The organism is Corynebacterium sp. NML98-0116 (genome assembly GCF_001767255.1).
GTDB classification, from domain to species: Bacteria; Actinomycetota; Actinomycetes; order Mycobacteriales; family Mycobacteriaceae; genus Corynebacterium; species Corynebacterium pseudogenitalium.
Window position 1 is genome coordinate 2,226,126 of sequence record NZ_CP017639.1, and the last position, 13,593, is coordinate 2,239,718.

Sequence of the window (13,593 nt, forward strand, 5' to 3'; positions counted from 1 at the left end):
TCCGCTTCGTTTCGCGCCCTAGAGGTCCAGGATGGAGTCTGCTTCGCTGACGTCCTCGCTGACCGGCTCCGGCACCTCGCACAGGTACACGTTGGCGCCGGTGGCGTCCTTCGCCCCAAGCATCGGGCCGAACGGGCTGAGCGTCGGACCAGCCAACACCTGGCCGCCACCCATACGCACCGCATGGGACGCCGCATCAACGTCCTTGACGCCGAAGTAGGAGTGCCAGACCGCCGCAAGGCCGTGCTGCTGCAGCCGCGGGTCCAGACGCAGGCCCAAGAACGCCGCGCCCTCCTGCAGCGCAATGTAGTAGCCGCTTTCCTTGCGCAGCTCCCAATCGAACAGCTCCCCGTAGAAGTCCACGGTGGCCTCATCCGGCGCCACGCACTCGTACCACACCGAAACACCCGGCTCACCAGCGGCAACGAAGGCATCCTCCCCCGCCGGGCGCATCAAGCCGAACAAGCCACCGGACGAGTCGGCACACACCGTCATCACACCGAAGTCCACCTCCTGGGAGCTCAGCACCTTGCCCCCCAGCGGCTCCACGCGTGACTCAATCGAGCCGTCCGCGTCCATGAAGTACGTCACCCACAGGTCCCGCTCCTGCTTTGACGGCACGAACCCCGCCACCGGCAGCCCGTCCTTGCGGGCAACCCGGTACGTCTCGCCCGTAACTTCCCACCCGAGCACCTTCGAGTAGAAGTACGCGGACTTCTGCACGTCTTTGGTCAAGCAGTCCTGCCAGTACGGCATCCCTGGTGTTCCCTGAAACGCAGGCATTTACATGTTCCTCCACTTTTCCGGATCGAAATCGTCGTTCACGGTGCGCTCATCGAAGTAGTCGCCGTCATCCCCGCCGGTGCTCACGGTTGCTGTTTGGGTGCCGACGGTGACGGAGTCGGCGTCGAAAAGCAGGTGCCCGCGCGCACGCACCACCTCCCCATTGACACTGACCTCGCCGGCGTTGATGAGCTCCTTGGCGTGCCCGCCGGACTCCACAAGGTTGGCCACCTTCAAAAACTGACCGAGCTTAATGCTCTCCCCCGAAATCACCACATCAAACGCCATGATTACACCACCGGCGGAGCAAGCTTGACCGCAGTGCCCACCGCGGACACCAACATCATGCCGCCGTCAGCGCCCATGGACTCGTAGTCCACCTTCACGCCAACCACCGCGTCAGCCCCCATCTCCGCGGCGCGATGCCACAGCTCGTTCAGGGCCTCCTCGCGGGCGCGCACGACGTCGGCCTCCCACGCGGCGGCGCGACCACCCACAATGTTGCGAATGCCCGCCGCGAAATCCTTGAACACATTCATGCCGACGATCGCCTCGCCGCCCACGATGCGCATGTACTCAGCGATGGTGCCCCCATCGACGGAATTAGTAGTGCTTAGAATCATGCAGCCAGTCTAAGCCACGCCCCCGACACTTAGCGTTCAGCCTGGTCAGTCGGCATAATCGACAACGTATCGATGTTCACGTGCGGCGGCAAACTCGCCACCCAGCGCACCGCCTCCGCGATGTCCTCCGCGGTCAAGTTCAACTTGCCCTCGTACACCGCGTACGCACGCTCGGCATCGCCCGCGAAACGGTTCAGGGAGAAGTCCGTCTTCACCCGGCCAGGGTCAATCTCCGTAACACGGATGTTGTTCTCCGCCTCCTCCCGTCGCAGCGCCCGCGTGATCCCGCGCAGCCCGTACTTCGCCGCGTTATAGCCGCTGCCGCCCTTGTACGCGTCAGTCGCCGCCACGGACCCAATGTTCACCACCAGACCGGACGCCTCCAGCAGGTGCGGGTACAGGGCCTTCGTCACCCGCATGGTGCCGAGCACGTTCGTCTCGTACATCCACTGCCAGTCGGCGGGGTTCGCGTCGCGAAGCAGGTCGAGGCCCTTCGCGCCGCCCGCATTATTCACCAGCAGCCCAACCGGCCCCTCAATTATCGACGCCAACTCCCCCACACTCACCTCATCCGTCACATCAAGGCGCACCGCCACGCCCCCGATCTCTTCTGCGATGGCCTGGCAGTGCTCCACCCGGCGCGCCGCCACGTACACCTTCCAACCGTCCGCGGCGAGCGCCCGCGCACACGCCTCCCCGATCCCGGCGGAGCCTCCCGTTACTACGGCTACTTTCGTTGTCTCTGTCATGGTTGGCAGTGTAGTGCTCGTGCGGGCTCGGCGTGCCTGGGCGTTTGGGTGATCGTCCTGCTTTTTCAAATCTCAGGGTTATACTCTCACCTGCAGTGCGTACCCATTCATGTGAGTACTTCACTGTCCGCAGGAGTTTATTCACCTGCGCCTCTCCGTGGGATTTCGTCCCTCACCTGCGGAAGGACCCTATGGGGCGGCGCCTGATAAGGAGGAATCCTATGGGTTGCTTCATGCTCCAAATTGGGCTTAAGAGACATTTTGTGTGTATAAATCTATCTGGTTTCCTGGGATGACCTCGGACAACAACCAGATATGGTTTTCAAAACAGTTCCATTCGCCCGTTTCGAGAAACCAACACCAAATGACGTCTGGTGTGTGGTATGAAGTCTGCGGGTAGCGCAGGGACCCCAGCGAGATCGAGTGCTCTAGGGGGGTGGTTTACAAGTAGTCCGCGAATCGGTCGGGGTAAGCCACGGCTAGTTGGTTGATGGCTTGTTTCCACCCGGTGGCTTTCGCTCCTTCAATATAGCCGTTGCACTCAATGTCGCGCTTTGCTTTCTTCGCTCGCTGGGCGGCACGCTTGTTCGATGTTGCAGATCATCAGCCACAGCGTCTTTAGTGCGGCAGTATCGTTCGGGAATTGGCCCCTGTTGCGGGTAGCTTTACGCAGTTCAGCATTCAGCGACTCGATTGAATTGGTGGTGTAGAGCACCCGGCGTGCCGCCGGCGGAAACTGCAGAAACGGCACGAACCGCTCCCAGGCGTCGCGCCAGACTTTGACCGACTGGGGGTATTTCCGGCCCAGTTCACTGGCCTCGAAAGCATCCAGGCTGGCACGTGCGGTGTCCTCGTTAGCGGCTGTGTAGACCTCACGCAGCGCGCGGGAGACTGCTTTGCGGTCCTGGTAGGACACCCACCGGTTCGCAGCCCGAATCAGGTGCACAATACAGGTCTGTACCATGGAATTCGGCCAGGTTGCCTCCACGGCTTCCGGCAAGCCTTTGAGCCCGTCGCAGCACACAATGAACACGTCTTGGACACCGCGGTTAGCCAGATCCGCACACACCGATGCCCAGAATGCGGCTCCTTCATTGTCGGCGATCCACAGTCCCAGGATGTGCTTGATGCCGTCCATGTCGACACCAACCGCCATGTAGCAAGCCTTGTTGACCACGCGGTGGCCGTCACGGATTTTCACGCGTAGCGCGTCGAGGAAGATCACCGGGTAAAACTCGTCGAGCTGGCGGTTTTGCCAGATCATGACCTCGTCTAACACCGCATCGGTAATGGTGCTGATCGTATCCGGGCTCATATCCACCCCAAGGGTGGTCGCGAGGTGATGCTGGATATCGCGCACGGTCATCCCACCGGCGTAGAGCGAGATAATCATGTCGTCGAGCTCTGTGAGCCGACGTGCACCCTTGGGCACCATCCGGGGAGTAAACGTGCCGGCACGATCCCTGGGCACGGTCACCTCAACTGCGCCGTAGCCAGAATTGACGGTCTTGGTGTACGACCCGTTACGGTGATTATTCTCCTGTGCGGTTTCGACCTGGGATTTCGCTTTGCGGTCGGAATGGCCGTAGCCCAAGTGCGCATCCATCTCCGCCTTAAGGCCAGCGTTGATTGATGCTTGCAGCAGGCCTTTGACCAGCTCGCTTGCATCATCAGCGGAGCTCGACAGCTCGCTAATCAAGCTGGCGATTTCAGAATTTTCCATCAGCTTCTCGCTGATCTCGTTGACCCTCGCCGGGTCATGGTTTTCTTCGGTGACACCGTAGTCATTATCGGTGAAACTCCTTCTAGATCAGAGCCTCACACACAAACTTCCTGACACCCTTCAGGAATGACAGGCGAGGAGCAATCCGCGGGGACGGATAAGGCCACAGCGCGTTCAAATGTCTCACATGAGTGCAACGGTGAGGGGTGTAGAGAACGCACGGTGGGCGGTTGCGAATAAGTGACCACGCTGGCAGCCAAGAGGTACGAGCGATGAAAGATCAGCTCGAGCATTAGCGAACGTACTGACGTCGCTTTATTAGGTGTACTGACCGGGTACGTTGCGGGCACGCCGGTTCGGCGCACCGCCACAGCCGCTTGCGCCACACCAGCAGCACCGGCCGCCCCGCCGAGGGGATGTCACGCACCAGATGCTCACGCCGGCCGTGGGCCACCGCGACCACCCCGCACCGCGGGCACCCGGTCACCGACTCGGAGGTCTCCACCAACAGCTCCAGCTCACCGCCGTACTCACCGACGGCAAGCACCACCAACCCCGAGATGCCGAGCATCGCAGCGGACAGGACGGTAGCCTCAACACTCACCTGGGACTCCTCTCGATCCGTTGCTTGGTCGCTACGAATCGTGGAGTCCCAGGCCCGTCTTCACCAGCCCAACCCGGTCAGCGCGTCGCAACCCGGCTACCACGCTTGGTGAGGAAAAGCTGCTAACATGGTTCGGCGACGGCCCGGGCACGTCCTTGTTCCTAACCGTCGTGCGCTGGGGTCCGCGTGGACCGCTCGGCCAGCGTCCATCCAGTCAGGAGGAAGTCAGCAAATGTTCGACGACAACGGCTCATTCCTACTCGCCATGTTCGAGTTCTTCATCTTCTTCGCATGGTTCATGTCCCTGTGGTGGATCTTCGGAGATCTCTTCCGCAGCAAGGACCTCGGCGGCTTCGCGAAGGCGCTGTGGGTGGTGTTCATCCTCGCGCTGCCGTTCATCGGAATGCTCGCGTACCTGCTTGTTCGAGGTCGGGGGATGACCGACCGCGCGGTCGAGGCGCGCCAGGAGCTCCAGCAGCGGCAGGATGAGTACATCAAGTCCGTCGCCGGCGGCTCCGCCGGATCGAGCCCGACCGATGAGATCGCCTCGGCGAAGGCCCTTCTCGACTCGGGAGCGATTACCCAGCAGGAGTTCGACCAGATCAAGGCAAGGGCGCTCTCCTCGGTCTGACCCTGGTCCGCTCCCTCGCCAGCCGCAGCGTCGCGGTCCGAGGGCGGCCATCCGGCGCGGCCTAGGTATTCGCCAAGTGTGCGGCTTGCGCGCGCGAGCAGGCGCATACCGGGCAGAGGGTGTCCGATTGTTTGTGTGCGGGGACTAGAACCAGCCGCCTGTGCGTTGGGCGGTCGCATATAGCCAGGGGGACGAGCAAAGCCCTTGACGTGCACAATTCTGGTCGCATAGAGGTATCGGGGGTTCCGGTCGACCTCATTGCGTCGACCAACCCAGGTCAGCGGTGATTTGGATGATTTTGGGGCTATTTTGCCGATTTTGCGCTGACCTGCGTTGGTAAACCGGAGTAGGTCGACGGGAAGAGGTCGACGGGCCGAAAGAATTCGATACCGGCATTGATCATCAGTGGAACCCAGCTTAGGCGTGAGAAGAGGGTGGGCTGGACGCGGCTAGTTACACACAAAATGTCCCTTAAGCCTCGATACCGGCATTGATCATCAGTGGAACCCAGCTTAGGCGTGAGAAGAGGGTGGGCTGGACGCAGCTAAACACACACAAAATGTCCCTTATCGCGACACGCCGTAAAAACACACAAAATGTCCCTTAAGCCCCAAATTGAGAGACACAGAAAACTAAAGAGAAAGGGATGCGAAGATGGAAATTCAATCTTCGCATCCCGTGGGTGTGGTTACTTGCGCTAACCGTTGGATTCACCCGCGCTTCTGAAGCAGTTTGGCCGCTCCTTCAGAATGCTCTCATGTAGTGTGTCCCTCGCCACCCTCCAGGTCCTCAAACACCCTGGAGGGTGGTTCTATTTTGCAACACAACAACACATCACAACACCATGTTTTGTGTTGTACTCATTGTCCCCCTGACATGTCCCCCTGTCAACCGAAACCCCTCAATGCTCTGTCCCTTCTCGGCTCGCACCGATACTCTTTGAAAAAGTTCCCGCGCTCGGGAACCATTTTGGATTTCGAGCCCACTCCGGTCGACCGACGCTGCCGTTTCCCCAGTTCGCGACGCCTGTCCATGAAGATCGTTCCCCGCATCACGGTTCTCGGGGGAACTTTTTCGACGGGCGGGGGCGGTAAGCCGAGCGGCAGGCAGGGCCGTAGGGGCTACACACCCCGGTACCCTGGCTGGTATGTATTCGATGGAGCAGATGCGATCAGGTCAGTGGTACCTCCCCGGCGGCGAGGAGGCCGACGCCCAACACGCCCGGACGTGGGAGTTGATGCGCCAGGTCAACGCCCTGGGCAACACCGATCAGCCGCGGGCGGAGGAGCTGTTGCGGCAGGTGTTTTCCAACAGTGAGCACGTGCCGGGACTGTTCGCGCCGCTGCATGTGGAGTTCGGGCTGAACACCCGGTTCGGCAAGGGGTGCTTCATGAACTTCAACTGCGTCATCCTCGATATTGCGGAGGTGACCATCGGGGACGGGTCGGTGTTCGGGCCGGGCTGCCAGCTGATTACGGTGGGTCACCCGGTTGAGGATGCGGCGAAGCGGGCTGAGGGGTGGGAGATCGCGAAGCCGGTTCGGATTGGGAAGGACTGCTGGTTCGGGGCGGGTGCGATGGTGATGCCTGGCGTGACGGTGGGTGATCGTTGCGTGGTGGCCGCCGGCACGGTGGTGACGAAGGACGTGCCAGATGACTGTTTGGTGGCGGGGGTGCCGGGCGTCGTGAAGCGAAAGTTTGCGCAGGATGCCTGAGCACGCGTTTGACCTGGGCAAGATTGGGGAGGGGCTGCCCGTCGCGAAGGTGATTGGGGAGCTGCCGCGCACCGGGCCGCTGGTGGTGGAGGCGCCGCCTGGGACGGGTAAGACGACGCTGGTGCCACCGGCGGTGGCAAATGTGTGTGGGAAGACGCTGGTGACGGCGCCGCGGCGTGTGGCAGTGCGTTCGGCGGCGAAGCGGCTGGCGGACCTGGATGGGTCGCGGCTTGGGCAGCGGGTGGGCTACTCCATTCGTGGTGAGCATCGGGATGGTTCGCTGGTGGAGTTTGTGACGCCGGGTGTGCTGCTGAACCGCCTGTTGCAGGACCCTGGCCTGGAGGGCGTCAACGCGGTGATCATCGACGAGGTGCACGAGCGTGGCCTGGACACCGACCTGGTGCTGGCCATGTGCATGGAGACTGCCCTGCTGCGCGATGACCTGTACCTGTGCGCCATGTCGGCGACGCTGGACGCGCACCGCTTCGCCGACCACATGGGCGCCGAGGTGCTGTCCACGGAGGCGGCGACCTACCCCGTCGAGGTCACATATGCTCCGCACGCTGGGCGGATGCAGGGTTCGCGCGAGTTCTACCGGCATGTGGCCGCCCTCGCGGAGGCGCCGGAGCGCACCCTGGTGTTCGTGCCGGGGGTGCGGGAGGTGGAGCTCGTCGCCAGCTTTCTTGACGACGCCACTCCGCTCCACGGCCGCTTGTCCTCCGCGGAGCAGGACGCCGCGCTCTACGGGGATGCTGCGGTGGTGGTGTCGACGAACGTTGCGGAGTCCTCGGTGACGGTGCCGGGTGTGCGCCGCGTGGTGGATGCCGGGCTTGCCCGGGTGCCGCGGCGGGATGCCCGCGGGATGACGGGCTTGGTGACGGTCTCTGCGGCGAAAAGCAGTGCGGACCAGCGGGCGGGCCGCGCCGGTCGCCTGGGGCCTGGCACGGTGGTGCGGGCCTACTCGGAGGCGGACTACCAGCACTTCCAGCCGGATGTGGCGCCGGAGATCGCGACGAGTGACCTCACGCAGGCGGCGCTGCAATTGGCGGCGTGGGCGTCGCCAGACTTGCCGCTGCTGGACCCTCCCCCGGCGCACCACTTGGCCGCTGCGCAGGAGACGCTGCGGCTCATCGGCGCGCTGGACGATCAGCACCGCATCACCGCCCTCGGCGAGAAGCTGGTGCGCATGCCGGTGGATCCGCGGCTGGGGGCCGCGTTGGTGAAGTTCGGCTCGGGCGCTGCGGACACGGTGGCCAAACTCGCCGACCAGCCCGCGAAACGCCTGGCCAGACTCGTACACCAGTCAGCGCCGGTGGCGCCTGGCGACGTGATCGCGGCGGCGTACCCCCAGTGGGTGGCCAAGCGCGACGGTAATGAGTACCTGCTTGCTTCAGGAACGAGGGCGCGGCTGGACGTGCCGATCGGCGCCCCGGAGTGGATCGCGGCCGCAGAGGTGCAGCGCACTGCGCGGGGTGCGGTGATCCGCGCGGCGGAACCGCTCGCGATGCCGCAGGAGCGCGTCGAGGAGCACGTGCGCGCATCGCTCGTGGACGGGAAAGTGCGCGCACGCAGGGTCAAAGCCATCGGTGCCATCGAGCTGAGCGCCACCCCGATCCGCCCCGAACCCCACGAGGTGGAAGAGGCACTGCGCGACATCAGCTTCGAGGATTTCACGCTTGATAGCGCCGCCCTGGCGCTTAAGCAGCGCCTCGATTTCCTGCACGCCACCATCGGCGAGCCGTGGCCGGACGTGACCAAGGGCGACTACTCGCTGGAGGTGGCGCAGTTGGCCAGGGGGGCGTCGATAAGAGAGCTGGACATGCGGCAGGCGCTGATGCGGCAACTGCCGTGGCCGGAGGCCTCAAAGCTCGACGAGCTGGCGCCGACGCGCATCGCGCAAGGCAAACTCGACTACTCGACGGGCCGACCCGTCGTGCGGCTGAAACTGCAGCTGGCGTTCGGGCTGGCGGACTCGCCAGTGATTGGCGGGCAGCGGGTGCTGTTCCACCTACTCTCCCCTGCTGGGCGCGAGCTGGCGGTCACTGACGACCTGCGCAGTTTTTGGAACGGGCCCTACCAGGACGTGCGTAAGGAGATGCGTGGGCGCTACCCGAAGCACCCGTGGCCGGAGGACCCGTGGACGGCGACGCCTACTGCTCGGACGAAGCGCACGCTGAATAAATGATGCCACCGCCGACTAGGCCAGCGACCGTCAGCACCGACGCGATGCCGAGGTCCGCATTGCGGCGGTTGTACTGGCGCGGTTTGAGGTGAATCTTGACTGGCTGTGGCAGGTTCGTGATCTGCAAGTTGATGCTGTCCTGCACCGCAACGATTGGTAGCCCCATTTGGGTGGCGAAGCCGAGCGGGATCAGTGCCAGCAGCGGAATGCCCACTGCCAAGGAAGTCTTGGAACACTTCGGCGTGATCTGCTCAAAACCGAGCGGCTTCAGGAAGTCCGGCGCCACGCCTTCATCCGTTCCCGGGTTCGCCACAGCGACTCGGACCGGGATGATTTCCGTGGATTCGTCGCCGTAGTGGGCAACGACTGGCCACTGGTAATCGCCAGGATCGACGCCAACAGATGGCGTCAGCTCGATGGAGCCATCGGCTTCAGAAAGGTGTGCCCAGCTGGGGATACTCGTGCCGCTGTACCAGGCTTGGCCCCTCGGCAGCGGTGGGGGTAGTGTTTCCGTACTACCGATAGTTACGGTTGTAACGGGGTAATTGCCCTGCACGATCGCCTGTCCGTGCGCAGTTTCTACCGCCACGGCGTGTGGGGAGGTGCAGGCAAGCATGACTGCACACGCAGCTGCTGTAATCCGGCCACGCATGACCGACCTCCTTCGACGCTTCACGGCTCTCATCATAAGGTAACTTATTCTCCATGACTAATGCCCAATCACACACGGTGACCATGTGGACCCTGGTGTCGCTCATTATTGGTTCCACCATTGGCTCCGGCATCTTCGCCTTGCCGCAAAATATTGGCTCCGTGGCGAGCCCCGGCGCAATGCTCATCGGCTGGGTTATCGCCGGGGTGGGCATGCTCTCCATCGCGTTCGTGTTCCAGATCCTGGCGCGGCGCAAACCGCACCTGGACTCGGGCGTATACTCCTACGTGCGCGCTGGCCTCGGCGACTTCATCGGGTTCACCTCTGGTCTGGGCTACTGGTTGGGTTCCGTGATGGCGCAGGTGGGCTACGCCACCCTGTTCTTCTCCACGGTGGCCTACTACTTCGCCCCGTTGAATAACCGGTGGGTGTTGGCCGCGGCGGTATCCGTGATGACGTGGGGCATCTTCATCATGCTGACCCGCGGCGTGAAGCAGGCGGCCGTGATGAACGTGGTCACCACGGTGGCCAAGCTGGTGCCGATCCTCTGCTTCATCGTCCTGGTCGCCTTCCTCGGCTTCTCCTGGGACAAGTTCACCTTGGACTTCTGGGGAGAGGGCTCGACGATCCCGTTCTCGCAGCAGCTGCAGGGCATCATGCTCTACACCGTATGGGTGTTCATCGGCATCGAGGGCGCCTCCGTGTACTCCAAGCAGGCGAAGACCCGCAAGGACGTGGGCCGCGCGACCATCATCGGCTTCCTGTCGGTGCTGTTGCTGCTGGTCTTAGTGTCCACGCTGTCCTACGGCGTGCTCACTCAGGAGGAGCTGGCGGCACTGCCGGAGAACTCGATGGGTGCCGTGCTTGAGGCGGTCGTCGGCCCGTGGGGCGGCGTGTTCATCTCTATCGGCCTGTGCCTGTCGGTGCTGGGCGCGTACGTGTCCTGGCAGATGCTGTGCGCCGAGCCGATCGTGCTCATGGCGAACGACGGCCTGCTGCCGCAGTCGCTCGGCGTGGCCAACAAGGCGGGCTCCCCGTTCCGCGCGCAGCTGATCTCCACCGTGGTGATCCAGCTGTTCGTGATCATCTTCTTCGCCAACGAGACGTCCTATAACGCGATGGTGCAGCTGGCGACCATCATGTACCTGCTGCCGTACATCTTCTCCTCGCTGTACCTCATCCTGCTCGCGGTGCGCGGTAAGGGGCTTAACCACCCGAACGCGGGCGTGCGTTTCGACGACTCCGGTCCGGAGGTCAGCCGCAGCGACAACCAGCGCCACCTCATCGTCGGCGCGGTCGGTTTCGTGTACTCGATGTGGCTGATCTACGCTGCCGACCCGGTCTACGTGCTCTTCGGCGCGCTCGCCGTGGTCCCGGGCATCATCCCGTACGTGTGGACGCGCCTCGCGAACAAGGAGCGCCTCTTCAACAGCTTCGAGTGGGTTGTGGTGGCGATCGTGATCGCGGGCGCTATCGCAGCCGTGGTCGGCCTGGCCAACGGCTCCCTGCAGCTCTAGTCAGCTCTCAGCAGCTCTAATCGTTTCGGCGGTCCGGGTCCACAGCTAGCTGTGGCCACAGGACCGTCGCGGTATTTTCGGCGTGCCGCTCGGCGGAGGCCTCACTGAACGCCTGGCGCATAACAATGCCGCCGAGCAGCATGCCCACGAAGGCGTACGGGTTGATGTTCGGGTTATACAGGCCCTCGTCCATCCCCTTGCGGATCCCCTCCACCATCCGTTCGAGGATTTCGGTTTCAAGGCGCAGACGCCACTGCGACACGAAAGGCTCTGCGCTGGCGATGATGGAGCCGATCAGCCGCACACCCAGCGTCTCGTCGAGGTAGCGCTGCAGGTCAATCATGTATTTTACGAACTCAGCGCGCGTGGTGGGGAGGTAGATCGGGATCTGGAGCGCGATTGAGTCCAGCGCCGCGGTGATCATTTCGCGGCGGTCAGCGTAACGGCGGTAGATCGTCGTCTTTGCGACGCCACAATCCGCCACAACCTCGTCGATCGTTACAGAGTGCAACCCGCGATCGCGGGCGATGCTGAGCACCGACGCGAAAATTTTCTGCTCGGTTGCCGCCCTACGAGCCGGCCTAAGAATCTTCTGCTGCTTTTCCACGCCGCCATTATTGCATGAATTCTTGCCACCCAAGCCGCGCGCATAGAACAACTACGAGCGTCAATAAGGCGATTCGGACCAACTTGGACCCGCCCTGCAGCACGGTGCGCGCGCCGAGCTGCGCGCCGATCACGTTCGCGATCGCGAGCGCGATTGCCAGCGACCAGTCCACGTAGCCCCCGGCGATGAACACTCCGAGCGCGCCGATGTTCGTCGCGGTGTTGACCACCTTCGCCATCGCCGCGGACTCGAGGAAGGTTTGAGAGAACACAGCTGTAAACGCCATGATGAGGAACATGCCGGTGCCGGGGCCGAAGACGCCGTCGTACCCACCGACGAGCAGGGCCACCGCGACGCCGAGCGCCACCCGGCGCGGCGTGATGATGCGGTTGCCCTCCGACCCAAACGAGGGCTTACACACCACGAAGATGCCCACTGCCAGCAGTAACACAATGATGAGTGGGCGTATCACGGAGTCGCTGACGAGCGCGACGGCCAGCGCACCGCCCGCGGAGGCGCACATCGCGGCGAGCGCGAAGCCCCACGTGCAGCGCGGAACCCCAACCTTGCGCACCATGGTGACCGCGGCGGAGGAGGTGCCGGTGAACGCCGCGAACTTATTCGTCGCCAGGACGGCGGCGGCAGGCATGCCGGTGGTGGACATCAGCACAGGGATGAGCACCAGGCCACCGCCGCCGATGACGGCGTCAATCCAGCCGGCGGTCAGTGATGCAATCAGCAGGGCGACAATCATGCACTAAAGAGTAATATCAACAGCCATGCTTCGTTGGTGTGTGGTCGTCCCGGTGTCAATCGCGCTCGGTTGGGCCTTCAGCGCGCTGCACCTTCCGGCCGCGTGGATCCTGGGGGCGATCGTCGCATCGGGCGCGGTGGCGCTGCGCAGCGGGCGCGACCTTCCCATCAACGAGCTCCTGTTCACGTGCACCCGCGGCGTGATCGGCGTACTGGCGGCGCTGCCACTGGTGGGCATCCCCCCGAAGACGCTGTTGCCGTTCCTGCTGCCCGGCCTGCTGGCCGCGGCGAGCATGATCGGGTTGGCCTACGTGGGCGGCGCGGTGCTCGCGCGCAAGGGAATCTCGCAGGAAACCGGGGTGTTGTCGCTGCTCGCGGGCGGTGCGTCGCTCATGCCGGTCATCGCGAAGGAGATTGGTGCCGACGTCCGCTACGTCGCTCTGACGCAGTACCTGCGCCTGCTCGTCGTGTCGATGACGCTGCCGGTGGTGGCGGGGCTGCTCACTACCAAGCACGCCTCCGCCACGGAGCATCTGGAGCCCTACTGGTGGATGTGGTTGCTGGTGCCGGCGCTGGTGGCGGTTGGGCAGCCGATCGCGAAGGTGCTGCACATCCCGAACCCGTCGATTTTCGGCCCGATGATCGTCACCGCAGTGGTCGGCTCCTTCATGGACGTGGTCATCGTTCCGCCGGAGCCGCTGAACATCGCGGCGTTCTTGTGCATTGGCTGGGCGTGCGGCGGCGGCCTATCCGTACCTGCCCTGAAGCAGTTCTCCCGCCTGCTGCCCATCACGATCGTCTACATCGCCGCCCTCATGGCAGCCTGCGCCGGACTGGGCTGGCTGCTGGCGCTGTGGCTGAATATCAGCTTCTACGAGGGGTACCTGGCCACCACGCCAGGCGCACTCGAGACGGTGCTGGCACTCACCGCGGAGGGCGGGGTGGGCCCGGCGGTCGTGGCGGTCCAGCTGATCCGCCTGATCTGCATCCTGCTGTTCGCGGGTTACCTGCCGAAGTTGGTCAACTGGCAGAATCGCAAACGCAACGGCTAGCAG

General features: G+C 63.4%; 13 protein-coding genes and 1 pseudogene. 5 read left to right on the forward strand and 9 right to left on the reverse strand.

Translation table 11 applies throughout. The annotated features are described in order from the left end of the window. Nucleotides 1-18: 18 nt before the first annotated feature. From BJP05_RS10235 to BJP05_RS10260, 6 genes and pseudogenes are all read right to left on the reverse strand, one after another. The gene (locus BJP05_RS10235) at nt 19-783 is read right to left on the reverse strand and encodes a VOC family protein (protein WP_070363305.1); all 765 of its coding nucleotides are present in this window, start codon (nt 781-783) and stop codon (nt 19-21) included. Then, complete coding sequence (locus BJP05_RS10240; protein WP_070363306.1) at nt 784-1,071, reverse strand: RNA-binding S4 domain-containing protein; 288 nt, start codon at nt 1,069-1,071, stop codon at nt 784-786. A gap of 2 nt (nt 1,072-1,073) precedes the next feature. Continuing rightward, entirely contained in the window at nt 1,074-1,406 is a 333-nt protein-coding gene (locus BJP05_RS10245) for a heavy metal-binding domain-containing protein (protein WP_070363307.1), read from the reverse strand. A 29-nt stretch (nt 1,407-1,435) separates the two neighbouring features. Then, nucleotides 1,436-2,155: an SDR family oxidoreductase gene (locus BJP05_RS10250; protein WP_070363308.1), complete on the reverse strand. Its 720-nt coding sequence runs from the start codon at nt 2,153-2,155 to the stop codon at nt 1,436-1,438. Between the two features lie 441 nt (nt 2,156-2,596). Continuing rightward, a pseudogene (locus BJP05_RS10255) lies at nt 2,597-3,943 on the reverse strand (IS256 family transposase). Between the two features lie 227 nt (nt 3,944-4,170). Then, complete coding sequence (locus BJP05_RS10260; protein ID WP_070363309.1) at nt 4,171-4,482, reverse strand: transposase family protein; 312 nt, start codon at nt 4,480-4,482, stop codon at nt 4,171-4,173. A gap of 232 nt (nt 4,483-4,714) precedes the next feature. Here BJP05_RS10260 and BJP05_RS10265 point away from each other — a divergent pair, with 232 nt between their 5' ends. From BJP05_RS10265 to BJP05_RS10275, 3 genes are all read left to right on the forward strand, one after another. Continuing rightward, the gene (locus BJP05_RS10265; RefSeq protein WP_005322734.1) at nt 4,715-5,113 is read left to right on the forward strand and encodes an SHOCT domain-containing protein; all 399 of its coding nucleotides are present in this window, start codon (nt 4,715-4,717) and stop codon (nt 5,111-5,113) included. Nucleotides 5,114-6,260: 1,147 nt separating this feature from the next. Beyond that, on the forward strand, nt 6,261-6,827 hold the full coding sequence (locus BJP05_RS10270) for a sugar O-acetyltransferase (RefSeq protein ID WP_070363310.1): 567 nt from the start codon (nt 6,261-6,263) through the stop codon (nt 6,825-6,827). Further along, nucleotides 6,820-9,012 carry an ATP-dependent RNA helicase gene (locus BJP05_RS10275; RefSeq protein WP_070363311.1) on the forward strand — a complete coding sequence of 731 codons (2,193 nt, stop codon included), beginning with the start codon at nt 6,820-6,822 and terminating at the stop codon, nt 9,010-9,012. The genes BJP05_RS10270 and BJP05_RS10275 overlap by 8 nt, the downstream gene beginning before the upstream one ends. On the opposite strand, the gene BJP05_RS10280 is transcribed toward BJP05_RS10275, so the two are convergent. Further along, nucleotides 8,978-9,661 carry a Rib/alpha-like domain-containing protein gene (locus BJP05_RS10280; protein WP_070363312.1) on the reverse strand — a complete coding sequence of 228 codons (684 nt, stop codon included), beginning with the start codon at nt 9,659-9,661 and terminating at the stop codon, nt 8,978-8,980. The two genes, BJP05_RS10275 and BJP05_RS10280, sit on opposite strands and share 35 nt — an antisense overlap. Before the next feature lie 53 nt (nt 9,662-9,714). Between BJP05_RS10280 and BJP05_RS10285 the strand changes: the two genes are divergently transcribed. Continuing rightward, complete coding sequence (locus BJP05_RS10285) at nt 9,715-11,178, forward strand: basic amino acid/polyamine antiporter (protein WP_070363313.1); 1,464 nt, start codon at nt 9,715-9,717, stop codon at nt 11,176-11,178. 16 nt (nt 11,179-11,194) lie between these two features. Here the strand turns inward: BJP05_RS10285 and BJP05_RS10290 are convergent, their stop codons facing one another. Further along, nucleotides 11,195-11,785, reverse strand: coding sequence for a TetR/AcrR family transcriptional regulator (locus BJP05_RS10290; protein ID WP_168156206.1), 591 nt, complete (start codon nt 11,783-11,785; stop codon nt 11,195-11,197). A gap of 7 nt (nt 11,786-11,792) precedes the next feature. Beyond that, a complete protein-coding gene (locus BJP05_RS10295) occupies nt 11,793-12,539 on the reverse strand; it encodes a TSUP family transporter (RefSeq protein WP_070363314.1) in 747 nt (248 codons plus the stop codon). A 25-nt stretch (nt 12,540-12,564) separates the two neighbouring features. Between BJP05_RS10295 and BJP05_RS10300 the strand changes: the two genes are divergently transcribed. Then, a complete protein-coding gene (locus BJP05_RS10300; protein WP_070363315.1) occupies nt 12,565-13,590 on the forward strand; it encodes an AbrB family transcriptional regulator in 1,026 nt (341 codons plus the stop codon). The last annotated feature ends 3 nt before the right edge of the window (nt 13,591-13,593 follow it).